Raw genomic sequence first — 23,085 nt, 5'->3', positions numbered from 1 at the left:
GCCTCAGGGTGTGGTTGGAACACTTCGCGGTTACAAGTGTCGATTCGTCTTTGATGTCGGTGCCGCGCCGGGTCCAGTTTTCGGGTGCCTCATCGACGATCCGCACCCTCCTACCCGCAACGTCGCCGAGCCCAACTTCAGAGCTGGGCGGCCAATGTCGCCTGAGCGAACCGACTGGCGGGGTCGCAGGCAGCGCGCACTGGGGCAACATCATCGACAACGTCCACGTCATTCAAAAGCTGAACGGAGGTCACATGACAACCGTTGTCCTGCAACGCTGCTCGCGTCAGCGCACCGGTGTCGGATGTAGACATCGGTACGCTACGCAGACAGGCGGCCATCGACGGCTTTTGGAGGCCTAATATCCACCAACCGCCGTCTCGGGTCGGTCCGAGCACCGCCTGGTGCTGAAGGAGCGTGCGCGCGCAGCGGGCCAGAAGTTCACCGGTTACCTGAGGAGTGTCCATCCCGATCTGCAGGACGGGTTGTCCGGGGAACGCGGCGCTTGCGTCAGTGTGTGCGTTGGCAAGCCGGTCAGCGAAGTCGTTGCCGCGCTGGGGGATCACCGTGAAGGAGGCCAGCCGCTGTCGGATCGTGGTGGCGGCTGCGGCGGCGTCCAGGTCGCCCGTGAGTGCTACGACCCGGTCGGCCACCGGCGCGTCGACGACTGCATCCAGCGTGTCGAGTAGCGCCGCGGCGGCGATTTCGGCGGCCACTTGGTTACCGACGGTGGCGGCGAGCCGCGTTTTGGCCTGGCCGGGTACCGGCGCCTTGGCGACCACCAATAGCGTCACCGGCAGGGCATTCACGAAATCACCTTCCAGAAATCCAGAATGGCGGTGATGCTGCCGCGCAGTGAACCGCTGACCTTGGATCGGCCACCGATCCGCGGGCCGTAGCTGACGTCGAGTTCGGTGACTCGCCATCCGGCAGCTGCGGCGCGGACCAGCAGCTCCAGCGGATAGCCCGATCGCCGATCGGCGACACCGAGTTCTAGCAGTGCGGCACGCCGGGCCACCCGCATCGGCGCGATGTCATGCACGGGCAGACCGTGGCGGGTCCGCAACCGCCAGCTCATCACCACGGACCCGACCCGGGCGACCCACGGCCAGTGCAGCCCGGCTACTGGCCGTCGCCGGCCGGTCACCAGGTCAGCACCGTCCTCGAGTGCGGCAACTAGCCGGGGCAGTTCACCGGCATCCATCGAACCGTCGGCGTCGATCACCGCCACGATCGGGGTGGTGGCGGCGAGGATCCCGGCGTGCACCGCCGAGCCGTAACCGGGCCGTGTTTCGGCGATGACCGCAGCGCCGTGACGTCGGGCCACCCCGGCAGTGTCGTCGGTGCTGTTGTTGTCGACTACCAGCGCCCGGTAACCGGCGGGGATGGCCGCCAGCACCGCTGGCAGGCAGTCCTCCTCGTTCAGGCACGGCAGCACCACGGTGACCACAGCGGTGTCGTCGGGCATGTGGTCCGACCCTAGGGCATCGTCGGAGAAGCGCATCACATCCGCACGGTTCCGGGGCCGGTTACCGCAGCGGGGCAAAGGCGAATTGGCGCAGGCCCGCGCGGGGGTCGATGGCCGCGCGGAACCCCAGCACGTTGGCGGCGCGGGCGGGGTCGGCGACGATGTGCCGGACATCGCCGCTGCGGTAGCGTCCGGTAACGACCGGCGAAAGCGCGTCGCCACGCACCGCACACAGCGCGGCGGCCACTTCTATAATCGAAATCGGTTGTCCTGAACAGATATTGAATGCCGCGAAGCCGTCACGGGCCGAGGCGGCCTGCACAGCCGCTAGATTCGCGGCGGCGACATCGTCGAGGTGAACAAAGTCGCGCATCTGGCCGCCATCTTCGAAAACCTCAGGAGCGAAACCCTTTTCGATCGATGAACGAAAGATGGCCGCAACCCCCGAGTACGGCGTGTCACGCGGCATCCCGGGACCGTAGACATTGTGGTAGCGCAACGCCACCACTGAACCGCCCGTCGCCTCCGACCACGCCAGCGCGTAATGCTCCTGCGCGGTCTTGCTGGCCGCGTACAAGCTGCGCGGGCGCAGCGCAGCGTCCTCGTCGACCAACCGCCACTGCAGTTCTTCCTCAGCCAACGGGCAGCGGTGCTCGAAGATCCCGGCGTCGAGGTCAGCGCGCCGCCGTGGTAACGGGTCGACGGCCCCGTGGTCGGGGCAGACGTAGCGGCCCTGTCCGTACACCACCATCGACGATGCAAGCACCAGCCGCCGGACACCAGCAGCGTACATTTGCGCCAACAACACCGTGGTGGCGAAATCGTTGTGGGAGCCGTAGGCCGGGGCGTCACCGGCGTCCACACCGGCGCCCACCATCGCGGCCTGATGACACACCAAATCGACGCCGGCCAGCAGCGGCGCCAACGCCCGCCCGTCTCGCACGTCGACCTGCTGGCAGTCCGGCGGCAACTGCGGGTCAGTTCCGTGCGCGGCGGGCAGCAGCAGGTCGGCACCGATCACCTCATGGCCGTCGGCTCGCAGCGCCGCGCCCACCCTGGAGCCGATGAAGCCCGCCGCACCAGTCAGCAATATCCTCACGACAACTCGACGTCCTTTCGAAAATGATGCGTGCTTAACCGGCCGGCAGCAGATCGAAAGTCATGATCTGCAATTGGCTACTACCGCCAGGATCACTGCCGGTCACCAAGACATTGCCCGAACGCGGATCAACGGCAACCGAATTGGGCTGCTGCACGGTAGGCACATCGCCGTAAATCCGCGGTTTCGTCTCATCTGAGATGTCGATCACCCGCAACGAGTTGGTCGCGGTCAACGTCGCATAAAGACGGCGTCGCATCGGATCGTAGGCCAACCCATAGGGCTTGCCGGGCGCGTCGATCGTTGCGACGTGGGCGAGCTGCGGGCCGATGCGCTCAAGGAGTATCACGCCGCCGTCGGTGTCGGCAAACGCGGCGACGTTGCCGGATAGCGCAACCGCGTGCGTCAGCTTCACGCCGACGGGTCCGTGCGCCACCTGATGCCTGGTTGACCCGTCATACACCCACACCCCGTTGCCCCGCACGTCTGCTACCGCGGCGTAAGAACCCACCGCGGCGACGCCGCCGGGCTGCACCGGACCGGCGGGCAGTGCGGCGACCACCTCGCCGTCGCGCACAAACACCACCCCGCCGCCGAGCTCATCGGTGACGACGACCATGCCCCCGTCGGTTTGGGCCGCGTCGTGTGGTTGGTGCCCCACACCCACCGCGGTCCAAAGGACCTTGCCGTCGGTCAGCGACAACTCACACACCTCATCGGAGCCTTCCAGCGGGACTAAGACCGGCCCGTCCGGTCCAGCCAGACTCAGGTGCCGGGCGGCTCCCGTCATCGGAACGGTCTGACGCACTGCCCCAGTACCAGCATCGATCAGCTTGATGGCGGCTGGGTTACGCACGGCGACCGCTCCCCGGCCCGAGGTTCCGATCACGATCCCTTCGGGTGCGTTGCCAAAGGGGACCACCCTGCCGGCTGGCAGCACGCCCGGCGGCCCGGCCACCGCGGGCTCGGCCGGCGCTACCGCCGGACCACGACCCGGCGGCATCGTCGCTGCGGGCGAACCGGGCTGGCTACTGCAGCCGCAAACCAGCAATCCGATCGCCAGCGAATACATCAGCGCACGGACCTGGTCCATCTCTCCACTGTGCCCGACGGCGATGCCTCGACTGAAGCGGCCAGAGCATAAGGGCTTGTCAATCGGTGCGCCAGCGACTTCACCAGGCTCACGTTGGTCGTTGATGCGCTAGGCAGGTTGAAGCGGAAAGCAGCTGTGGATTTAATTGGCGGTATACGCCGCAAGTTTGGAAATGGCTCTGGCGGCAATCCTGAGCTCAGTCAGCAACGAATAACAATTGAACACACCAACGATCCGAATGGGGTGGGATGGGTCTGCGCGTCCTAAGGCTGGGGATCGGCCATGGCTGCTGACACCTGCCTAACGATTGCGGCGCGGTCCGCGGACCTGATCTACCGATCGGCTGCGGCGGGCGGTGCCTGCTGGGCTCGCAACCACCGCGGCCATCGCCGCGAATTGCCGATGGCCCGGTGGATAGGCGGGCCGCAGAGCACACCAGAAGACCGGCTCGCGGATGAGCACGTCCTGCGGCACTGCTCATTGCGCCCCACCCTGGACCTCGGGTGCGGCCCAGGCCGATTCACCGCCGCGCTGCAGCAGCGCGGCCTGCCCGCACTGGGGGTCGACAACTCGGCCGTCGCTGTGGAGATGACTCGAACACGCGGCGCGACCGCTATTCGACGCGACCTGTTCGCACCGTTGCCCGCTGAGGGCAACTGGGACCAGGTCTTGCTGACCGACGGAAACATCGGCATCGGCGGCAACCCCGTCCGCATCCTGAGGCGGGCGGCCGACCTCCTTGCACACGGCGGCCGGGTCATCGTCGAGATCGAATCCCGGGGCACCGCGTCATGTCACGAATTGCTGCGCTGGGAGACCGAACAGCATGTGGGACACTGGTTTCCGTGGTCACGTGTTGGCGCCGGCTCCCTCGGTGGCATCGCACAGGCGGCCGGTTTAACACTCAGTTATAGCGTCGACATCCACGATCGGGTAATCGCGGTGCTCACAGCGTGAAAAGCCTTGACCCGCACCGGCGCACCGAGTCGCAGGTTAGCAGCGGCGCGGAGCCGGTCTACGGATTTCCCGCCGGGCTGTGGCGAGCGCTGGACCACCGCCGCCCGCCGGGAGTCAGTCTATTGCAGCGCTGGAGAAGTCCGTTGCGCGGGCCGTGGCTGACGTCGGTGCTGGGCTCGGTGCTGCTCGCCGGGCTGCCGGTCGTGATTGTGACCGGCCTGCTGTCCTACATCGCCTACGGTCCGCAGTTCGGTCAGGCCATTCCCGCCCACGTCGGTTGGCTGAAGCTGCCGACGTTCGATTGGCCGAGCAAGCCGTCATGGTTGTACCGCCTGACTCAGGGTATGCATGTCGGATTGGCCATGATCCTCGTTCCGGTGGTGCTGGCCAAGCTCTGGTCAGTGATTCCCCGGCTCTTCACCTGGCCACCTGTGCGCTCGATGGCCAACCTGGTCGAGCGCCTCTCACTGTTGATGTTGGTGGGCGGGATTCTCTTCGAAATCGCCACCGGGTTGCTCAACATCCAATACGACTACGTCTTCGGCTTCAGCTTCTACTCCGCGCACTATTTCGGTGCGTGGGTGTTCATCGCGGGTTTCGCCGTCCACGTGTTGATCAAACTCCCGAAGATGCTCGTCAGCCTGCGCTCGCAGCCGTTTCGCGCCGTGCTGCGCACCTCGCGCGCCGACACCCGTCCCGAATCACCCGATATCGACGGGCTGGTGGCCGCCGATCCCGCCGCACCGACGATGAGTCGCCGCGGCGCATTGGCCCTCGTCGGCAGCGGCGCGCTGTTCGTCGGGCTGCTCACCGCCGGCCAGTCGCTCGGCGGTGTCACTCGTGGTGCCGCACTGTTGCTGCCGCGCGGACGCAGCCGCGGCAGTGGGGCCGAGGCCCCCGACGACTTCCAGGTGAACAGGACCGCGCTGGCAGCCGGCATTGCGTCCAAGGACACCGGCGCAAACTGGCGACTCACCGTGCGGGGTCCTTCGCGGGAATTGCGATTCGACCGGGCCGCGCTGGAAGCGATGCCGCAGTACAGTGCCGAACTCCCCATCGCCTGTGTCGAGGGGTGGTCGACCACCCAGGTATGGAGTGGAGTTCGCCTTCGCGACTTGGCTGTCCTGGCTGGCATCCCGCAACCCACCCGGGTGTCGGTGCGCTCGATGGAGCGGGCCGGCGCCTTCAACCGCGCCGTCTTGCAGGCTAATCAAGTCGGTGACCCGGATTCGCTGCTGGCTCTTCGGGTCAACGGAGTCGACCTGTCGCTAGACCACGGATATCCAGCCCGGATCATCGTGCCCGCGCTGCCGGGTGTCCATAACACCAAGTGGGTGCAGTCCATCGAATTCGCCCAGCATTGACATGCGCGGACTGCTGACCCGATTCGCCGCGTTCTACGGCAGCGATCCACTGCACCTGCTGAGCAGTATCACCGCATGGGCACTCGCTGGATACGCGGTGATCCTGCTCGGGCCTCACGCGCTGTGGAACACCAACGTGTGGTGGCAATCCATCGGCGTGTGGTTCATGGCCGCGATCATCGCCCACGACCTGGTCCTGTTTCCGCTCTACGCCCTCGCTGACCGCTCCCTCACCGCAGCCCTTGCCGCTTTACGGGGTCGCCGGAAGCGACCTGCAACAAGCGCACCGCAGGTGTCGCCGTTGAACTATCTACGCGTCCCGACACTGGCCGCCGGCCTCTCGCTGATCATGTTCTTTCCCGGGATCATTCAGCAAGGGGCAGCCAGTTATGCCGCGGCCACCGGTCAGAATCAGCAACCGTTCCTCGGACGTTGGCTGCTGCTCGTGGCAGCCGTCTACGGTCTCAGCGCGCTGTCCTACGCTGCCCGACTCGCCGTCAGCGGGCACTCCCGGGCCGGCGACGGATCCTAGGGTGATTGGGTGAGAATCGGGCGTCGCGAGGTCGCCGCGGTGTCCCTGGGCGCCGCACTGGTCGTAACGGCATTCGTGGTGCCACATCTGGGCTTGGGCATCGTCACTCCGCTGATCCACAGCACACCGCGGGCAGTCCACGATTTCGCCGACACCGCACCAATTTTCGGTTGGTGGAAGGCCCACGTCGGCTGGGGCAGCATCGCGGCTCTTGTCATCGGCGCGGGCGCTGTCATCTCAGGCCCCGATCTAGCACAACGACTGTCGTGGCGGACCCTGACCTTCGCGACCTGGGCCACATCCGGCGCATGGGCGTTCTCGCTGGCGATGATCGACGGGTGGCAGCGCGGCTTCGCCGGCCGGCTGACCGCCCGCCACGAATACCTGCGACAGGTGCCGACGATCACCGACATCCCCGAGATGTTGCGGACCTTCTCGGCACGCATCCTCGACTACCACCCCCATTCCTGGATCACTCACGTGTCCGGACACCCGCCCGGAGCGCTGCTTTCCTTCGTGTGGCTCGACCGCATCGGACTGGGCGGCGGCGCGTGGGCCGGCGCGTTTTGCCTGCTGATCGGGTCGAGCGCGGCAAGCGCGGTGATCGTCGCCGTGCGCGCCGTCTCCGACGAGACAACGGCGCGATCGGCCGCGCCGTTCGTTGCGGTAGCGCCGACCGCGATCTGGATTGCGGTGTCCGCGGACGCTTACTTCGCCGGCGTCGCAGCCTGGGGCGTTGCCCTGCTGGCGCTGGCAGCCAGTCGGACCGTGCGATGGCCAACTCTTACCGCGGTCGGCGCGGGACTGCTACTGGGCTGGGCGATCTTCCTCAATTACGGGTTGCTGCTCATCGGGCTGCCCGCACTGGCAGTGCTCATCGCAGTCAATGACCGTCGGGCGGCACTGAGAGCGTTCACCGCCGCGGTGCCCGCCGCGGCCGTAGTCGCCGCAGCCTTCGCGATGGCGGGTTTCTGGTGGTTCGATGGTTACACCCTTGTGCAGCAACGGTATTGGCAGGGCATCGCCAAGGACCGCCCGTTTCAGTATTGGGGGTGGGCGAATCTGGCGTCGGTCGCGTGTGCGATCGGCCTCGGCAGCGTGGCCGGGATAGGCCGGGTCTTCGACATGCCGGCGATCGCCCGCCGCAGCGGGCTGCATCTCGTAGCGCTGGCCGTCATCGTCGCCATTGTGTGCGCCGACCTGAGCATGCTGAGCAAGGCCGAAACCGAGCGCATCTGGTTGCCATTCACCGTGTGGCTGACTGCGACGCCAGCCCTGCTACCCCGTTCAACGCACCGCTGGTGGCTGGCTGCGAACGTCGTAGGCGCGCTGGCGATCAACCACTTCATCCTGACGAACTGGTAGCCGGGGACTTCGCGCGGCGGCAGCGTTCCTCAACTGGTGACGGCCTTGCCGATGCTCAGCACCAGGATGAGCCCCGCCGGCGTGCCGCCGCCCGCGCGCTCGGTGAGTGACTCGAAGGCCTGCTGTCACTGCGCGGTCCGCGCCTCCGACGGGAGAGCAAGCCTAGAATCCCCGGCGTGGAGACGGAGACGACGAAATTGCGCTCGCCAGCGACGGGTATGTCGGTGCTCGTGAACACCGCCGAGCAGTCGTGGTGGCGGCGGCGACAGGGGGCGGCGCTCGGATTCCTCCTCAGCGTGGCCGCCATCCTCGTGGGCAGTGTCGTGGTGGCGTGTTCGCCGGACTCCGCGTCCAGTTCCCGAACGGTGGACGTGCCATTGCAGGCGGGCAAGCAGACCACGCTTCCGTTCGAGGCGATGGGTTTTACGGTGATGGGAGTCGACGCGAAGAACGTCCTCTACTTAGGCGGTGGCGTCGGGATCTCGACGCTGGCGCCAGGGGCCATCCGACCGACCCCGTTGAAGCTCAACGGTTATCCCACCGTGTCGACTTTGGCGGTTGCGCCGGACGGCAAGCTGTACTTCGTCACTTTCGATGGTGTTGTCGAGACCATCCCGCCCGGCTCCACCACTTCGGAACCGCTGCCCTTCGACAAGCTCCAATACTTCAGCGAGATCGCAGTGGCGCACGATGGCACGGTCTACCTTGGCGACGTCCAACACAACAAGCTGTTGAAGCTCGCCCCGGGTGCGACCGCCCCAGCCGAGCTTTCCGTCGCGGGTGTCAACGGGCCGGGACACATGGTGATCGACGCCGACGACAACCTTTTCGTATCCATGATGGGCAAGATCGTGAAGATCGCGAAGAACGCAACAACTGCCGAGCCGGTCGTTGGTGTAACCACCCACGTGGGCGGCTTAGCGGTCGACGCCGCTGGCAACCTCTATGCCACCGACGTGAAGGCGAACACCGTGTCCCGGCTTCCTGCTGACGGAGGCGACTGGGTCCAGTTGCCGTTCAGCGGACTCCTGAGCCCGACCGACATCACCGTCGACGGCGACGGCAACGTCTATGTCATCAACCACGGACGCCAGATTGTCAGGCTCGCTGCCAAGTAGCAGTGCCAGCCGAGGCACCTTGCACCACAGCACTACTCGAGACCCGCATCGGCGGGATGATAGGTGGTGCACTCACCGGCAGCGGTTTCGTAGCCGCCCAACCCTAGAAGACACAACTGGCTAATGAGTCGTGAAGTGTTGCGCATCAAGCAAAGACGAGTGAGCTCTTAATGGCCAGCGTTGTGGGCGAGATCGATCGCATACTGGCTGACAAAGGTGCCGGCCTGAGGTTCCCCGCGGCCGCACGACCCGTCGGATTCACCCGGACGCTTGACCCATAGATACGCGTCGGCATGCGCGCCCGCTGTGGCCGTGGTCGGTGCGGCACCCAGGGCGCGGCCAGTGGGATTACACCACGAGAGTTCGCCGTCGGCTGGTCCGGCGCCGTTGCGCGACGTATCGATCACGTAGTTCGATCCGTTCGTCATCCCCGAAATCGCCTCGCCGTAACCGATCTCCTCGTCGGTGGTGAAAAAGTTCGCGGTGTTGAGGCTGAAGCCCCGCGCCTTATTCACCCCGACCTGGTTGAGCCTGGCGGCCATCTCGTCGGCGCTCACCCAGCGTGAGTGGCCGGCGTCGACGTAGACGGCCGAGGCTGGGTTGCGGGTCAGGGTGTCGACGGCGTAGCGGATCAGATCGAAGCGTTCCTGGCGCTGGTCGGCCGACAAGCAGTCGGCCATGGCCAGCGCATCGGGTTCGAGGATGATCGCGGCCGGCCCAGTGCCGACGGCGGATGCGACGCCGTCGATCCACCCTCGGTAGGCTGCGGCCGACCCGAATCCACCCGCAGCGAAGCTTCCGCAGTCGCGATGTGGGATTCCATACAGGGCCAGGATCGGCATCGCGCCGGCAGCCTGCGCCGAGGCGATGTACCTCGCGTCCACAGCGGGAGTAGAGGCCTGGTCCATCCAGTAGGCGTGCGGCGTGTTCGCGATGGCGGTCAGCTCTGCATTGGGCGGATTGGCGCCGTTGGCGGCGCGCATCGACTTCGACGCGGGATCGACATAGAAGGGCTTGCCGTCCAGCGGGTTCGCGCCATTGACCATGCGCATCGGCGGGGCCTGCACCGGGTCGGCAGAGAGACCTAGGCCGGCAACGGCCGCAACCATCAGGAAAGGGGTGATCCACCGCGCGACCGCGCTAGCAGCTGAAGACATCACCCCAGGAAATTAGCGCTCTCAAGAATTGGGCGCCAAACCGGCCCGACGAATGATCGCGTTTGACAAGGCGACATCGCAAGCGTCGAACACCGCGGCAGGCCGTTAGTGTGCTCGCTAATCGCAGTTGCCGCATACCCCGGTCAGCGACAACTGCATACCGCAGTCACAGAAGCCCGCTTCGCGCCGAGTATCGCGGGACCGCCCGCCGCCTGGGTGCACCCGGTTTGTCGGGTGGGCGACGTACCAAGTGCCTTTCTGTGAACTGGCCCCCCGCCCGGCCCCGCTGCCCGCGACGCGGATGACTTCGTCTTCGGAGGTGAAACCGGTCGTGTACCCGTAGTAGATGTGCAAATCGGCAAGTCCGTCGCGTCGTCTCGCTAGGACATACGGTTGGTCGGGCCTCACTACCGCGCGGTACTCGCTGATGCCGACGGCGGTGGTGACCCGTCGGATGAACTCATGATTCTCGGCCGGAATCCGCGCCTTTGTCATCGCAGCAAGCAGAGAGTCGGACGGCGGGTCTGCTGTGGTCATCGCATTAAGGATAAGTGGCAGGTCCGCTTCCGTCCGTCGCTCGAATAACCCGAACACGACTATCGGCGAACCAACTCCGCAACGCGCGGATACGCTTCCACTTGTGACGAGACCCGCATCCCGGCGCGACGTCCTCAGGTATGCGGCGCTGCTCGCGCCGACGCTGGCCGTCCCCGGCGCCCTCGGCGCGACGATTGGAACACCGAAAGCTGCCGCCGAGGGTCTGCAGCTCGTCGATTTCACAGAGCGGTTGGTCCAGCCCGAGCAGATCAGGTCGGCGGGTCTCGACGGGGCGTTGGTCTACGTGTCCGAGTCGCGGCCGGGCGCCGACTTTGATTTCAAGCCGGTCACCCGCGACTATGCAGACCGGCTCCGGGCGGCCGGGCTGCAGATCGTCAGCTGCTATCAGTTCGGCAAGCCGGGCTGGCCGACGCCGTCGGACTTCACCCGTGGCTACGGCGGGGGTGTGGCCGACGCCCAGACCGCGTTGAAACTGCACACCGCCGCCGGGGGCCCACAGTCGGCGCCGATCTTTTTCAGCGTCGATGAGGATGTCGATGCCAAGACATGGAAAAGCCTGGCAGTCGAATGGTTTCGTGGAATCAACTCGGTGTTGGGGGTAGATCGAACCGGAATCTATGGCGGTGTTCGCCAGTGCACGTGGGCGATCACCGACGGGGTCATCGGAGCTTCGACCACTCGCGGGTATCGGTGGGCGTGGCAGACGAAGGGGTGGTCGGGGGGCGAACGCGAGCCTGCGGCCGTGTTGTTCCAGCGCGAAGTCGTCACCGCGTCCGACCCGGGTCTTACGATCGACGGCGTGCACGTCGACGTGAACGATGTCCTCGCAACCGATTTCGGCCAGTGGGATCTCGCCCGATGATCCACAACGAGCACACGATACCTAGAAGGAGCCAAGGCCATGAGCGACACCGACATGTTGGATGCTGCCGCGACCACGGGAGCGGCGATGGAGCAGGCCGTCGCGGTGTTCATGCTGCATCCCGAGACCTTGGGTGAGAGCGTCGCCGCCGGCTACCAGAACCCATTGGCGGGCTACGTCGCCGGCCGCGGGGGAGTGCTGGGTGAGGTCACCGGTGACACCGTCAGTGCGGTGTTCGCGGTGTTCGAACCGAACGCGCTGGGTGCGATGTGGGACGAAGGCGTCGCGGTGCGCGGCGCTGCCGCTGCGGCGCAACTGTATTCGGACCAAACAGCTGGGTTCGGTCGGAAATACCTGTCCGGTGCCCAAGGGTTGGATCGCATCGCCGCGTTGGGGGAGAAGATCATCGCAACGACGCCGATTGCGGGGCTGCCGTTGTTCGCGGGCTGGCGCGCGATGCCGTTGGCCGACGATGACGCCGCCCGGGCGTTGCAGGTGATGTTCGTGCTGCGGGAACTGCGCGCAGGGGTGCACTTCAACGCGCTCACCCTCTCCGGAATCACCCCGGTCGAGGCGCACATGCTCAACAAGGGGCCTCAGTACACCATGATGTTCGGCTGGGCCGAACCGTTTGCGGACGGCGCAGAGAAGAAGGACCGCTACGGAGAGATCGAGCAGGCGACCAACCGGCGGATGGCGGAGATCTTCGCGGCCGCTCTCGACCCGGCCGAAACCGAGGAGTTAGCCCGGCTGAGCACCGATGCGCTGACGTCGTTGCAGGCTAGCGTCCCGGGCTGACCTGGTCAGCGAAAGCGGACATTCAACGTCGCCAGGCCGAAGATCTTCCGGCCATCGGACTTCGCGCGGACAATGACGACACCGCTGCGCGTCGCTGAATCCAGCGACTTGATCCGGCCGCTGAATTCGATATCGCAGCCCTCTTTGGCCGACACGATCGCGGGCGCCGACAGCCGCACCGCGTAGCGGGTGACCGCGCCGGGATCACCCGACCATGCGGAGGCGAATCCGGCGCCCAGACCCATGGTGAGCATTCCGTGGGCGATCACGTCGGGCAGGCTGGCCAGCTTGGCGATGTCCTCGTCCCAGTGAATCGGGTTGGCGTCGCCGGCCACACCCGCATAGTTCACCAAGTCGCCACGGGACAGTCGCATATGGTGCGCCGGTAGCTCGGCGCCAACCGCCATGTCGTCGAAAGACGGCGTTCCCGGCGTGCGGGCCTCGCCTCCGTCGGCGATGCGAACCTCCCCTTCAGGACGCACCGTCTTCTGGTAAGCATCATCGGATTCACCGACGGCGAGAATGTCCACGTCGTGCATCATCGCGTTGTGTACGGCCGTCTTGATCGCCGGATCGACATCTTCGGCGGTGACACCGACGACGGTGGTGTGCAGGGTGTGCACCCGCTCGCCGGCGGTATCGGTGAAGGTGTTGGTTACGGTGATCAGCTCTCTGCCGGCGATTCTGCGTACCGAGGTCAGTTCAACGTCGACGTGCAGTTCGTCGCCGGCCACGATCGGGCGGTGCTGCTCGAAGACTTCTTCGGTCTGCATGTAGGTGTCGTAACCGACGACGACTGATTCGAACATGCGGCGATTGCAGGTCATACCGGGGGCCGAGGTGAATGTCAGTGGCGCTACCAGGTCCGAATATCCCAGTTCCGCGGCGGCGGCGGTATCCCAGTGTGCGGGGTGGTAGTCCTGCACTGCGCGGGCGTATTCACGTAGTTTTTCGCGGCCGACCAGGTAGGTGCCATCCATCTGGTAGTAATGGCCGACCCGGGATTCGATTACCGACGCCTCTGCTGCTGCGGTCATGAATTCGTCCAACTTTTCTATCGGCTGGTTCGCTGAGGCCGACCACAGCACACTAACGCCCGGACACCGTAGCGGTGCACGCCGCCGCGCTTCGCCGGTGCCGGGTCACACCGCACACCGCTCGGCGTGACGTTTAGCGAACAGCCGTTCACGGGTAGCCCGCGACAACTACTCGGATGGCCAGCACGCCGTCCGCCCGAGGGGGAGAACGGTTGGCGATGAGTGACAACTTCACTGCAGCTCAGGCAGCACCCGATGTGCCCGAGGAGAAGCTTCGCCGCGACGCCCCGCTGCGGGTGCCCGACGAAGATCCGTTCTATCAACCGCCGCCGGGCTATCAGGATGCACACCCCGGAGATCTGCTGCGGTCCCGCGACGTAGAGCTGGGATTTCTCGGCGTTATCCCTCAGCGGGTACGTGCCACGCAGCTGCTTTATCGCAGCACCAACCTGCACGGCGAGCCTGAAGTCGCGGTGACTACCGTTCTGCTGCCCGAAGCACGCGATCCGGAGCGCGTCTGTCCGGTGTTGTCGTATCAATGCGCAATCGATGCGGTGAACTCACGATGCTTTCCGTCATACGCCCTGCGCCGCGGCGCGAAGCCCATCGGAGCTTTCGTCCAGTCCGAATACCTACTGGTCGCGGCCGCGCTGGCGGAGGGATGGGCGGTGTCGGTGCCCGACCACGAAGGATGCCACGGGATGTGGGGCGCACCCCATGAGCCGGGCTTCCGGATCCTCGACGGCCTCCGCGCGGCAGTGCACTGCGACCGGCTGGGCTTGGAGCCGTCCGCCCCAATCGCACTGTGGGGTTACTCCGGTGGCGGACTCGCCTCCGCCTGGGCCGCCGAGCACAACTCGGACTACGCTCCGGAGCTCAACGTGGTCGGCGCGGTACTCGGCTCACCGGTCGGTGACTGCGGCAGTGTTGCACGCCACCTCAACGGCACCTTCTTCGCCGGCTTGGCCGCGCTGATGATTGCGGCGTTGACGCACGTCTTTCCCGGCGCGCAACGTGTCGTCGACGAACACGCCAGCGACGAGGGCAAGAAGTTGCTCGACGATCTTCACTCGATGACAACGGCGGAGGCCGTCTGGCGTCTGCGCGGCACTGACATCGGGTCATACGTCGATATGTCTGCCGAGGAGCTTTGGGATTTGCCCGACGTGCGAGACGTCTTTGATGCGACCAAGCTGGGCCAGTCCGTTCCTCGGCCTCCGGTGCTGGTCGTGCAGGCGGTGCATGACCACATCATCAGCGTCGACGCCATCGACAAGCTCGTCGCGTTCTACCAGGAAGCCGGAGCCGCGATCACCTATCACCGGGACCAATTCTGCGGACACCTGCTGCTGCATCCGCTGTCTGCTCCCATGGCGCTGCGATGGCTGCGTGACCGATTCGACGAGCAGGAGGTGACCAGAGATCGCGCGCGCACCGGGTGGCCGACGCTGCTCAACCCCTCAACCTGGTTCGGCATGCTCAAGCTGGGCGTCATCACCGCGAAGGTAGTCACCGGCCGCTGACCACGCAGCCGGCTTCATCGCTGCGGCAGCGGGCGGGAACGCACCAGCGTCGGCCACCAGAACCACGGCCCGAGGATTCTGACGATGCACGGCACGACAAACGAGCGCACGATCAACGTGTCGAGCAGCAGACCGATGCACACGGTCGAACCCACCTGACCGATCGTTCTGAGATCGCTTGTGAGCATTGCCAGCATCGTGAACGCAAACACCAACCCAGCAGATGTCACCACACCACCGGTGCTTCCGAGCGCACGAATCAAACCGGTGTTCAATCCGGCGTGAAGCTCCTCTTTGATACGGACGATCAACAGCAGGTTGTAGTCCGAACCCACCGCCACCAGGATGATGAATGTAAGCGGCAGTATTAACCAGTGCAGGGGCAGACCGATGAGGTGCTGCCAGACGAGGATGGAGAGCCCAAACGCGCCGGCGTAGGAGAAGGCCACGGTGCCGGGAATGACCAAGGCGGCCATCAGACTTCGCGTGAGGAACAACATGATCAAGAAGATCAGCACGAAGGCCGCGATCGCCACAATCAGCAAATCCGACGCGGCGTACTCCTTGATGTCCTTATCGTTGGATCCGGAGCCGCCGATATAAACTCTCGCGCCGGCCAACGAAGTCTCTTTCAGCGCCGTGGTTATCGCGGTGGGGAACTGTTCGACATGCTGCACGCCTTCAGGACCCATGGCATTGCCCTCGTGGGTGACGATGAAGCGGGCGGCCTGGCCGTCCGGCGACATCAGCAGCGCCATACCGGTTTTGACGTCTTCATTGTCGAAACCTTCTCGGGGGATGTAGAAGAAGTCATCGCTTCGGGAACGATCGAAATCGAGCCCCACATTGACCAAGTCGTCGAATGTCTGGTCGGTCTGCGTGGACTGTAGAGACGACTGGCCGTAGCTGCTGACTAAAAGAGCGGCTAACGCCTCCGAGTCGTCGGCAGTGAGTTTCAGCTGAGTGATGACTTGCGGCAAGAGCCTGTCCAGGGCCTCGAGGGAGGTTCTGGCGTCCTTGATATCAGCAGCCAGGTGGTCGATGTTGTCAAGCCCCTCGAAGAGCGATCTGAACGCCCAGCAGATGGGAATGTCGAAACAGTGCTTCTCCCAGAACAAATAGCTTTTGATCGGCCGGAAGAAATCGTCGAGATTTGAGATTTCCGAATTCATCTCATCGGTGATCTGTTGCAGATCCTCGACGGTGAGCACCGTCTTGTGCAGCTCATCCGACATCCTCTGAAAGAAGACGATCTCTTTCCGCAAGACTTCGACGGAGTGGGTCGTGATCGCTGCCTGCTGATTGGTATTGGCGTTCTGCTGCTTGCTGAACGGAAGCTGTTGACCGTTCCCGCTGCCCTGCGTGGTGAACAAGTAAGGCAGCGTCGCATGTTCCAATGGCCGGCCCAGCGGCCTGGTGATGCTTTGCACCATCGCGACGCCGGGAAGGCGGATGAGACTCTTGGCCGCCCGGTCTAACGAGATGAAGTCAGCTGAGTTTCGCATGTCATGATCTGTCTCGATCATCAGCATCTCGGAGAACAGCTTGCTCTTCGGGAAGTGCCGATCGGCCGCCGCGAAACCCTGATTGGCGGGGGCATTGTGCGGTTGGTACTGCCGGTCGTCGTAGTTCTGCCGGTACGTCGGCACAAAGATCGCCCCGAGCACGACGGCAGCGGAACTGGCCGCGAGGACCGGCACCGGCCACCGCACCACGCTCGTGCCGATCCGCCGATACAGCTGCGCCTTAGCTTTGCCTTTTGGGTCGAAGAGCCCGAAGAGACTGCCCACGGTCAATAGGGCCGGGCCGAGCGTCAGCGCCGCCGCGATGTTGAACAGCATGGCGATGGCGACAGCCGGCCCCATGGTGTGGAAGTAGTTGAGGCGCGCGAAAATCAAGCAAAAGCAGGCCCCCGCGATCGTCAGCCCCGAGCCAAGGATGATGGGCGTGACACTCTTATAGGCGGTGTAGAACGCGTCTTCCCTGCCTTCGCCGGCCTGTCGCGCCTCGTGATAGCGACCCATCAAGAAGATGCCGTAGTCCGTGCCTGCTCCCAGGGTCAGCGCGACGACGATATTCACGGCGAATGACGAGAGTTCGATGTACCCCAAATGCCCGAGGGTTGCCACAACCCCCTTCGCAACCAGCATCTCGATCAGAACTCCGAGCAGCGGCACCAGCAGATTGCTGATGGAGCGGTACACCAGCAGCAACATCCCGAGAATGAGAAAGATCGTCACAATCGTGATGTTGTTCAAGCTCGAATTGGCGATAGCCACGGTGTCCGAGGCGAGTGGAGCGGCGCCGCTGACGTAGACCTTGAGCCCGGGCGGTGGCGTTTCGTTCGCGACGATCTGCCGAACGGCGTTAACGGACTCGTTCGCTTGCATTTGGCCGATATCGCCGGCGAGACGCAACAGCACGTACGCGGACTTGCCGTCGACGCTTTGCGCCCCCGCCGCGGTGATCGGCTTGCCCCACAGATCCATGACGTATTGCACGTGCGTGGGGTCAAGCTTGAGGCGACGCACCAAATCGTCGTAGTACCGGTGGTCCGCGTCGCCCAATGGCCGGTCGGCTTCCAACACGACCATGGTCAAGTTGGTCGAATCGGACTCGTGGAACTTTTCGCCGATGCTCAGCAGCGCTCGCTGCGAGGGCGCGTAATGCGGGACCATCGGCCCCGCGAGTTCCTCCGCGACCCGTTCTACCTGCGGCATGAAGGTGTTCGTCGACACGGCGAGCAGAGCCCAGAACGCGATGATCGGTATTGCGAAGACGCGAACCATCCTGGGGATGAAGGGCCGTTTGATGCGGTGCTCGCTCATGCGGATTTCACCCTGCACATGACGTGCGCATCCGCGTGGGAGTCGGACTGTTCATCGCGGACAACGCCATTCACCAGCATTCGGCAGCCGAGTTGACCGCCATGAACCTGCGCCGAGATGCTGCCCGACACCACGGTGAGCGTCGTCGTCTCCGTGTGAGACCACGGCAATGTCGTGAGATCAATCTGATGCGGATGCCCGTCGATGTCTAAATAGACGAGCATCCCGCCCTCCCCGGCCGAGCCAAACAACTCGTACGTGAGCTGTTTGGGAGTGGTCTGCTCGGGTGCTGCCGGGCCATTCACGGTGATGACAGGCGGGGGCGCGGAGAATTGATGCACCTTCCACATGCACACCGCACCCACCGCGACCGCAACAACGGCAACCAAAGGCATCCAGAATCGCGCCAAGACAGTCCTGCCGACTGAACGAGGGCTCACTCCATCACCTTTCGCAAACCGGCCCCGGACATTGCCTGCTCGCTCCCAACTGCCGGGCTCGCGCGCCAACGCAAATAGTAGACGGTCATGTGCCCAATGGACAGGTCCGCCTGCTGGTGGCCGCGCCAGATGCCTTGGCGTGCGTCAACGGGTATTCTGCAGACGCCGTTTCAACCTTGCGCTGCGGAGAATCTGAGCCGTGAAGTTCATGGACGCCAACATGGGAAACACCCCGAGAAATGTCCGCTCAGACGGCGCGGCTCCATGCAAGTGGTACAGACTGCCGAACACATAAAAGCATCCGACCATGAACAAAGCGCCCGGGATGCACAACGCCATCAGGGAGCCGCGAGCAGCGGCCACTTGCTTCGCGTAGGCCAATTCATCGGTCGACATTGCTTCGCGTTTGCGCACCTTACGCAGAACGGCTTTGGCGCTGCCAATTTCGTCGCCGATCGCAGTAGGCGCTCGGTCCGCCAGCCGTCTCACGTACACAGCAGCAAAGGCGGCGAACACCAGCGACAGTGCAAGGGTGACTACGGTCAGAAAGCCAAATAAAACCGACTCCATGTTCCGCTCCCTCGCTTCGCCGTCGAACTTAGCATCACGCACCTAGAACGATCGGGCCCACTAGCGGCCGGTTACGTGAGTGAGGCCGTGTAAATCTCCTCGATATTCGATCCGAGCTTCTCGTCGAATTCCGCGTCGCTCTGGTCAACAGTCAGGCCCTCGGTCAGCGCTCGGGAGAAGCTCGCGATGAGGTGGTGACATTCGGCCAGGATCGTGCAACTTTCGGCGAGGCTGTAGCCGCCGGACAACGCGACCACCCGCAGAACTCGGGGATGCTCGATCAACGGCGTATAGAGGTTGTTTTCGTCCGGCAACGTCAGCTTGAGCATCACCCGCACATCTCCTGCCAACTCGTCGAGCTTTGCGTGCAGCGCTTCCACCAGCAGGCTGTCCGCTTGGGCCTTATCGGGGCATTTGATGCTCACCTCGGGCTCCAGGATCGGCATCAGCCCACGCTCGATGATCTTGTGCCCATACTCGAACTGCTGCTCGACGATGGCCTTGATGCCCTGCTCGTTCGGCTCTTGGACGAACGAACGCATTTTGGTGCCGAAGATGCCCTTGGCAACGGCCCGATCCAGCAGCGAGTCGAGCTTGGTCATCGGCTTCATCAGCTGCACACCGTTTTCGACATCGCTGAGCCCTTGGTCGACCTTCACGAACGGGACGACGTGCTTCTGCTTCCACAGGAACGCCGCGGTGTCTTCGCCGTTGATGCTGCGGTCCATGGTCTGCTCGAACAGGATGGTCGCCAGAACTTTGTCGCCGGAGAAGCTCGGACTTGCCATCAGCCGCTCACGCATCTCGTGGATGAGATTGAACATCTGCTCTTCGTTGTCGTACGCGTCGTCCGCAACGCCGTACAGCTTCAAAGCTTTAGGGGTGCTGCCACCGCTCTGGTCCAGCGCAGCGATGAAGCCCTGCCCTGACTCCATCTTGTTGCGTTGCTCTTCGTTCACAGCAGTCCTTCCTTCGTTCCTGCATCGGGCCATCTGACGCGACCCCCGCGGGTGCCGGCCGAATGCGTGCGGCCCCACCTTCTAGCATGGCCTGCCGCCGCATTTGCGGCTACCACTTGCGAGAGCCGCGCAAACCGCCTTCCCTCTGCGCGGGCCGCGGCACCTATACCGTTGCAGTAGCCGAAAGGGAACTGATGGCACAGTCCGACGACGACTCCACCGCAGGCCTGCTGCAAGAACTGCTGTTGGCCTACGGGCCGTGCGGGCACGAAGAGGCGGTGCGCGCCGTGTGCGCCCGCGAGCTGCAACCCCTCGTCGACGACATGTGGACCGACGACGCCGGAAACCTGGTCGGCTACATCGGCGCCGCCCAAGGTTCGGACGACGAGGCTGCGGCGCACCAGCACCGTCACCGGTTGGCTTCGACCGCTGGACCCACCGCCGCGACGCGAGTCATGGCCCATATGGACGAACTGGCCATGCTCGTCAAGCGGGTCGAATCCGACGGTTCGCTGCACCTGACGCAGTTGGGGACGATGTATCCGGGCAACTTCGGGCTCGGGCCGGTGGCTGTGCTCGGCGCCCACGAGACCCTTACCGCGGTGCTCACGCTCGGCTCCGAACACACCCCAAGGAGAGCCCGCGGATCTGGGAAACCAAACCCGATCAGGGCGACACGGCGCTGGATTGGCAGCATGTCTGTGTCTTCACCGGCCGCAGCACCGATGAGCTGGCCGCCGCCGGGGTCCGCGCCGGCACCCGGGTGTGCGTCGACCGGAGCAAGAGAACACTGGTCGAGTTCGGCGACTATGTCGGCGCCTACTTCCTCGACGACCGCGCCGCGGTGACCGCCCTGCTGCGCGCCGCTCGCCTGCTGCGCAAGGCCGGCCAGCGACCCGTCGACGACGTCTATCTCGTGTTCACCACCAACGAGGAGATCGGCGGGGTGGGTGGCACCTACGCCAGCGCCGCGCTGCCGGGCAATCTCACCCTCGCTCTGAGGTCGGGCCTACCGAGCAGGAGTACGCGACCAGCGTCACCGGCGGGCCCATCGTCGGCTATAGCGACGCCTTATGTGTCTACGACAAGGACATCGCCGACCGGCTGATGACGATTGCCACCGACCGTGGGCTGCAGCCGCAGGCCGCGGTGTTAGGCGCGTTCGAAACCGATGCCTCCCACGCCAAGGCTGCCGGGCTGACACCACGCGCGGGATTGTTGTGTCTGCCTACGCTGAGCACCCACGGTTATGAAGTCATCGCCCGCAGCGCAATTGACGCCATGGCGGACATCATCGTGGACTTTGTGCTGAAGTCTGCGGATGAGAACCGCTAGAGCACCGTCACTGCGACGGGGCAGGACTCATCGATCCGATCGAATAGGTTTCGTGCCCGGTCGGATATCCGCCGCCGTTCGTGGCGATATGAACGTGGTCGTAATGGTTGAGGGTTTCCGAGCCGTAGTCTGCCGTCCAGCTCGGCGCGCCGATGCCCGGGTAGAACTTCTGCCTCCAGATCACGTGGAGCACACCCCACCGTCTGGCATTCGCCAACGCATACCCGGCGATCTGGTTGCCGAGCTCGATACCTTCGGGTGTGTGATGGTTCGGGATCATCACGTCGATCGCCAACCCGTTGGGATGCCATTGCAAGGGATCCTGCCGGTAGCCACCGATGGTGGTGATCTGTGGAAACAGCACGCTGATGGCACGGGCCGCCCAGATGGTCTTGACCTGCAGGCCCTGTTCCGGCGCAATGCCGGCGGGTAAGTCGAACTCGAATTGCTGGGCAGCGGCGGGCGCGCTGGCCGCCAGCGAGCTGACCTCAGCGGCAGTGGCGATGTGCGGCTCTGAGTGGCTGGCGGCGGGCGGGGCGCCATGTGCAGGTTCGGCGTCTGTGTGTGCGATCGCCGATGACTGAGCGCAGCACGGAGCCTCTGTCCCTTGGGCATACAGCATTGCGCCGAAGACGACGAGTGAGCCCGCCAGGGCCAGCCATCGGCCCCGCTGGTTAGCTAACAGACGTCCGCCCACGCAAAGCACTGTAGTGCGCCACATGACGCGCCGTGGCAATCTTCGCGATCACAAGTCGCCAGATAAGACAGCGGGACGATTGCGACCGACGAACAGTACTGTCAGACCATGACACGAGTTATTAAGACCACGGTATGCGTGGCCGGCGGCGGCCCGGCCGGCCTGGTGCACGCCCTCCTGCTTGCCCGAGCTGGAATTCCGGTTGTCGTGTTGGAGAAGCACAATGACTTTCTGCGCGACTTCCGTGGCGACACCGTGCATCCGACGACGTTGCGAATCGTGGACGAGTTGGGTTTTGCCGACGAGTTTCTGCGTCTGCCGCACACCAAGATCGACCGGGTCGCTTTCGACACCGACGGCTCGATTCGCACTTTCGGCAACTTCCGCGCCCTGAAATGGCTCGGCTTCAAGCAGCCCTACATCGCCTTGATGCCGCAGTGGGACTTCCTCGACTTCCTTGCCGAAAAGGCCGCTGCCTACCCGGAATTCACCCTGATCCGCAACGCTGAGGTCGAAGACCTGATCTTCGATCGAGATCGAATAGTCGGGGTGCGCACGCCGGACTTGGAGGTGCACGCCGAGCTGGTGGTCGGCGCGGACGGGCGCACGTCCACGGTGCGCGCCGCAGCGGGATTGGAGATCGCCAGCACGCATTCCCCGATGGACGTCTTATGGTTCCGGCTGAAATGGCGTCCCGGCGATCCCGAGGAGCTCTACGGCATCCTTCGAAAGGGCTTACTGATGGCCATGATCTACCGGGGTGACTACTGGCAGGTCGCCCACTTGATGCCCAAGGGGTCAAAACCGCGGGACGGCTCGCTGGAGGCTTTCAAAGAACGCTTGGTGTCGGCACAACCGCACCTGCGTGAGCATGTCGACGACCTCCGTTCCTGGGCGGACACCAGCCACCTCGACGTCCGGGTGGACCGGCTCAGGACTTGGTGGCGTACCGGCTTGCTGTGCATCGGCGATGCCGCGCACGCGATGTCACCGGCCGGCGGGGTCGGCATCAACCTCGCTGTTGCCGATGCGGTGGCCGCCGCCAACATCCTCTGCGGCCCGCTGCGCGAAAACCGGGTGACCGATGCCGACCTCGCCAAAGTGCAGCGGCGACGGGAACTGCCGGCCCGGATCATTCAGGCCGGTCAAGTGGTCATCCAGGATCGAGTGGTCCAGCCTTATCTGACCGGGGACCTGTCCCCGATCCGTGTCCCGAAGATCGTTGGCCGAGGCCCGCTGCAGTTCATTCCGCCGATCGTCGTCGGACGGGGCTTCCGCCCTGAGCATGTGCGCACCCCGGACGTCCACGCGGCCTGAGCTAAACT

Annotated in this window: 21 protein-coding genes and 1 pseudogene; 10 read left to right on the top strand and 12 right to left on the bottom strand. The window is 64.5% G+C overall.

All coding sequences use genetic code 11. The features are described from left to right. Nucleotides 1–137: 137 nt before the first annotated feature. The 4 genes from AC5Y42_RS11575 to AC5Y42_RS11560 form a co-directional block, all read right to left on the bottom strand. Nucleotides 138–809: a TIGR04282 family arsenosugar biosynthesis glycosyltransferase gene (locus AC5Y42_RS11575; RefSeq protein WP_499898245.1), complete on the bottom strand. Its 672-nt coding sequence runs from the start codon at nucleotides 807–809 to the stop codon at nucleotides 138–140. Next, nucleotides 806–1,468 (bottom strand): glycosyltransferase family 2 protein, encoded by a 663-nt coding sequence (locus tag AC5Y42_RS11570; protein WP_499898244.1) that lies wholly within the window; start codon nucleotides 1,466–1,468, stop codon nucleotides 806–808. Before AC5Y42_RS11570 ends, AC5Y42_RS11575 begins: the two co-directional genes overlap by 4 nt. A 61-nt stretch (nucleotides 1,469–1,529) precedes the next feature. Then, the gene (locus AC5Y42_RS11565; RefSeq protein ID WP_499898243.1) at nucleotides 1,530–2,567 is read right to left on the bottom strand and encodes an NAD-dependent epimerase/dehydratase family protein; all 1,038 of its coding nucleotides are present in this window, start codon (nucleotides 2,565–2,567) and stop codon (nucleotides 1,530–1,532) included. A gap of 34 nt (nucleotides 2,568–2,601) precedes the next feature. Beyond that, nucleotides 2,602–3,660, bottom strand: a complete 1,059-nt coding sequence (locus tag AC5Y42_RS11560) for an NHL repeat-containing protein (protein WP_499898241.1) — start codon at nucleotides 3,658–3,660, stop codon at nucleotides 2,602–2,604. 282 nt (nucleotides 3,661–3,942) lie between these two features. On the opposite strand from AC5Y42_RS11560, the gene AC5Y42_RS11555 reads away from it, so the two are divergent. The 5 genes from AC5Y42_RS11555 (at nucleotide 3,943) to AC5Y42_RS11535 (ending at nucleotide 8,996) form a co-directional block, all read left to right on the top strand. Then, the gene (locus AC5Y42_RS11555; RefSeq protein ID WP_499898239.1) at nucleotides 3,943–4,617 is read left to right on the top strand and encodes a class I SAM-dependent DNA methyltransferase; all 675 of its coding nucleotides are present in this window, start codon (nucleotides 3,943–3,945) and stop codon (nucleotides 4,615–4,617) included. An 89-nt stretch (nucleotides 4,618–4,706) separates the two neighbouring features. After that, nucleotides 4,707–5,981 carry a molybdopterin-dependent oxidoreductase gene (locus tag AC5Y42_RS11550; protein ID WP_499898646.1) on the top strand — a complete coding sequence of 425 codons (1,275 nt, stop codon included), beginning with the start codon at nucleotides 4,707–4,709 and terminating at the stop codon, nucleotides 5,979–5,981. A 1-nt stretch (nucleotide 5,982) separates the two neighbouring features. Further along, nucleotides 5,983–6,513, top strand: a complete 531-nt coding sequence (locus AC5Y42_RS11545; protein ID WP_499898238.1) for a hypothetical protein — start codon at nucleotides 5,983–5,985, stop codon at nucleotides 6,511–6,513. Between the two features lie 9 nt (nucleotides 6,514–6,522). Continuing rightward, nucleotides 6,523–7,878 carry a hypothetical protein gene (locus AC5Y42_RS11540; protein ID WP_499898236.1) on the top strand — a complete coding sequence of 452 codons (1,356 nt, stop codon included), beginning with the start codon at nucleotides 6,523–6,525 and terminating at the stop codon, nucleotides 7,876–7,878. Nucleotides 7,879–8,054: 176 nt separating this feature from the next. After that, a complete protein-coding gene (locus tag AC5Y42_RS11535; RefSeq protein ID WP_499898234.1) occupies nucleotides 8,055–8,996 on the top strand; it encodes an NHL repeat-containing protein in 942 nt (313 codons plus the stop codon). 167 nt (nucleotides 8,997–9,163) lie between these two features. On the opposite strand, the gene AC5Y42_RS11530 is transcribed toward AC5Y42_RS11535, so the two are convergent. After that, nucleotides 9,164–10,153 (bottom strand): glycoside hydrolase family 6 protein, encoded by a 990-nt coding sequence (locus AC5Y42_RS11530; protein ID WP_499898232.1) that lies wholly within the window; start codon nucleotides 10,151–10,153, stop codon nucleotides 9,164–9,166. Nucleotides 10,154–10,270: 117 nt separating this feature from the next. Continuing rightward, the gene (locus AC5Y42_RS11525; protein WP_499898230.1) at nucleotides 10,271–10,690 is read right to left on the bottom strand and encodes a hypothetical protein; all 420 of its coding nucleotides are present in this window, start codon (nucleotides 10,688–10,690) and stop codon (nucleotides 10,271–10,273) included. Between the two features lie 103 nt (nucleotides 10,691–10,793). Here AC5Y42_RS11525 and AC5Y42_RS11520 point away from each other — a divergent pair, with 103 nt between their 5' ends. Together AC5Y42_RS11520 and AC5Y42_RS11515 are read left to right on the top strand one after the other, a co-directional pair. Further along, nucleotides 10,794–11,573 (top strand): DUF1906 domain-containing protein, encoded by a 780-nt coding sequence (locus AC5Y42_RS11520; protein WP_499898228.1) that lies wholly within the window; start codon nucleotides 10,794–10,796, stop codon nucleotides 11,571–11,573. Between the two features lie 39 nt (nucleotides 11,574–11,612). Beyond that, nucleotides 11,613–12,371 carry an SCO6745 family protein gene (locus tag AC5Y42_RS11515; protein ID WP_499898226.1) on the top strand — a complete coding sequence of 253 codons (759 nt, stop codon included), beginning with the start codon at nucleotides 11,613–11,615 and terminating at the stop codon, nucleotides 12,369–12,371. A 5-nt stretch (nucleotides 12,372–12,376) separates the two neighbouring features. On the opposite strand, the gene AC5Y42_RS11510 is transcribed toward AC5Y42_RS11515, so the two are convergent. After that, a complete protein-coding gene (locus AC5Y42_RS11510; RefSeq protein WP_499898224.1) occupies nucleotides 12,377–13,408 on the bottom strand; it encodes a fused (3R)-hydroxyacyl-ACP dehydratase subunits HadA/HadB in 1,032 nt (343 codons plus the stop codon). Nucleotides 13,409–13,626: 218 nt separating this feature from the next. Here AC5Y42_RS11510 and AC5Y42_RS11505 point away from each other — a divergent pair, with 218 nt between their 5' ends. Further along, a complete protein-coding gene (locus tag AC5Y42_RS11505; protein ID WP_499898222.1) occupies nucleotides 13,627–14,931 on the top strand; it encodes a lipase family protein in 1,305 nt (434 codons plus the stop codon). Between the two features lie 14 nt (nucleotides 14,932–14,945). Here the strand turns inward: AC5Y42_RS11505 and AC5Y42_RS11500 are convergent, their stop codons facing one another. The 4 genes from AC5Y42_RS11500 to AC5Y42_RS11485 all read right to left on the bottom strand — a co-directional run bounded on the left by AC5Y42_RS11500 (nucleotide 14,946) and on the right by AC5Y42_RS11485 (nucleotide 19,761). Further along, entirely contained in the window at nucleotides 14,946–17,720 is a 2,775-nt protein-coding gene (locus AC5Y42_RS11500) for an MMPL/RND family transporter (RefSeq protein WP_499898644.1), read from the bottom strand. 35 nt (nucleotides 17,721–17,755) lie between these two features. Beyond that, entirely contained in the window at nucleotides 17,756–18,154 is a 399-nt protein-coding gene (locus tag AC5Y42_RS11495; protein ID WP_499898221.1) for an MmpS family transport accessory protein, read from the bottom strand. A 189-nt stretch (nucleotides 18,155–18,343) separates the two neighbouring features. Next, nucleotides 18,344–18,769, bottom strand: coding sequence for a hypothetical protein (locus AC5Y42_RS11490; protein ID WP_499898220.1), 426 nt, complete (start codon nucleotides 18,767–18,769; stop codon nucleotides 18,344–18,346). A 71-nt stretch (nucleotides 18,770–18,840) separates the two neighbouring features. Then, the gene (locus tag AC5Y42_RS11485) at nucleotides 18,841–19,761 is read right to left on the bottom strand and encodes a fructose bisphosphate aldolase (protein ID WP_499898218.1); all 921 of its coding nucleotides are present in this window, start codon (nucleotides 19,759–19,761) and stop codon (nucleotides 18,841–18,843) included. A 161-nt stretch (nucleotides 19,762–19,922) separates the two neighbouring features. On the opposite strand from AC5Y42_RS11485, the pseudogene AC5Y42_RS11480 reads away from it, so the two are divergent. Continuing rightward, nucleotides 19,923–21,063 (top strand): annotated as a pseudogene (locus tag AC5Y42_RS11480) (M20/M25/M40 family metallo-hydrolase). A gap of 7 nt (nucleotides 21,064–21,070) precedes the next feature. On the opposite strand, the gene AC5Y42_RS11475 reads toward AC5Y42_RS11480, so the two are convergent. After that, the gene (locus AC5Y42_RS11475; RefSeq protein ID WP_499898217.1) at nucleotides 21,071–21,784 is read right to left on the bottom strand and encodes a VldE C-terminal domain-containing protein; all 714 of its coding nucleotides are present in this window, start codon (nucleotides 21,782–21,784) and stop codon (nucleotides 21,071–21,073) included. Between the two features lie 84 nt (nucleotides 21,785–21,868). Here AC5Y42_RS11475 and AC5Y42_RS11470 point away from each other — a divergent pair, with 84 nt between their 5' ends. After that, complete coding sequence (locus AC5Y42_RS11470; protein ID WP_499898216.1) at nucleotides 21,869–23,077, top strand: FAD-dependent oxidoreductase; 1,209 nt, start codon at nucleotides 21,869–21,871, stop codon at nucleotides 23,075–23,077. The last annotated feature ends 8 nt before the right edge of the window (nucleotides 23,078–23,085 follow it).

The sequence above is a fragment of the Mycobacterium sp. NGS48 genome (assembly GCF_059812585.1).
The sequence above is the reverse complement of the archived record's forward strand: the minus strand, read 5'-3'. Positions and strand labels throughout refer to the sequence as shown.

Bases quoted from the DNA above. Each gene is read 5' to 3' on its own strand.
- AC5Y42_RS11570 (WP_499898244.1), bottom strand. From the start codon at position 1,468: ATGCCCGACGACACCGCTGTGGTCACCGTGGTGCTGCCGTGCCTGAAC.
- AC5Y42_RS11560 (WP_499898241.1), bottom strand. From the start codon at position 3,660: ATGGACCAGGTCCGTGCGCTGATGTATTCGCTGGCGATCGGATTGCTG.
- AC5Y42_RS11555 (WP_499898239.1), top strand. From the start codon at position 3,943: ATGGCTGCTGACACCTGCCTAACGATTGCGGCGCGGTCCGCGGACCTG.
- AC5Y42_RS11545 (WP_499898238.1), top strand. From the start codon at position 5,983: ATGCGCGGACTGCTGACCCGATTCGCCGCGTTCTACGGCAGCGATCCA.
- AC5Y42_RS11530 (WP_499898232.1), bottom strand. From the start codon at position 10,153: ATGTCTTCAGCTGCTAGCGCGGTCGCGCGGTGGATCACCCCTTTCCTG.
- AC5Y42_RS11525 (WP_499898230.1), bottom strand. From the start codon at position 10,690: ATGACCACAGCAGACCCGCCGTCCGACTCTCTGCTTGCTGCGATGACA.
- AC5Y42_RS11515 (WP_499898226.1), top strand. From the start codon at position 11,613: ATGAGCGACACCGACATGTTGGATGCTGCCGCGACCACGGGAGCGGCG.
- AC5Y42_RS11510 (WP_499898224.1), bottom strand. From the start codon at position 13,408: ATGACCGCAGCAGCAGAGGCGTCGGTAATCGAATCCCGGGTCGGCCAT.
- AC5Y42_RS11505 (WP_499898222.1), top strand. From the start codon at position 13,627: ATGAGTGACAACTTCACTGCAGCTCAGGCAGCACCCGATGTGCCCGAG.
- AC5Y42_RS11500 (WP_499898644.1), bottom strand. From the start codon at position 17,720: ATGGTTCGCGTCTTCGCAATACCGATCATCGCGTTCTGGGCTCTGCTC.
- AC5Y42_RS11495 (WP_499898221.1), bottom strand. From the start codon at position 18,154: ATGCCTTTGGTTGCCGTTGTTGCGGTCGCGGTGGGTGCGGTGTGCATG.
- AC5Y42_RS11490 (WP_499898220.1), bottom strand. From the start codon at position 18,769: ATGGAGTCGGTTTTATTTGGCTTTCTGACCGTAGTCACCCTTGCACTG.
- AC5Y42_RS11485 (WP_499898218.1), bottom strand. From the start codon at position 19,761: ATGGCCCGATGCAGGAACGAAGGAAGGACTGCTGTGAACGAAGAGCAA.
- AC5Y42_RS11475 (WP_499898217.1), bottom strand. From the start codon at position 21,784: ATGTGGCGCACTACAGTGCTTTGCGTGGGCGGACGTCTGTTAGCTAAC.
- AC5Y42_RS11470 (WP_499898216.1), top strand. From the start codon at position 21,869: ATGACACGAGTTATTAAGACCACGGTATGCGTGGCCGGCGGCGGCCCG.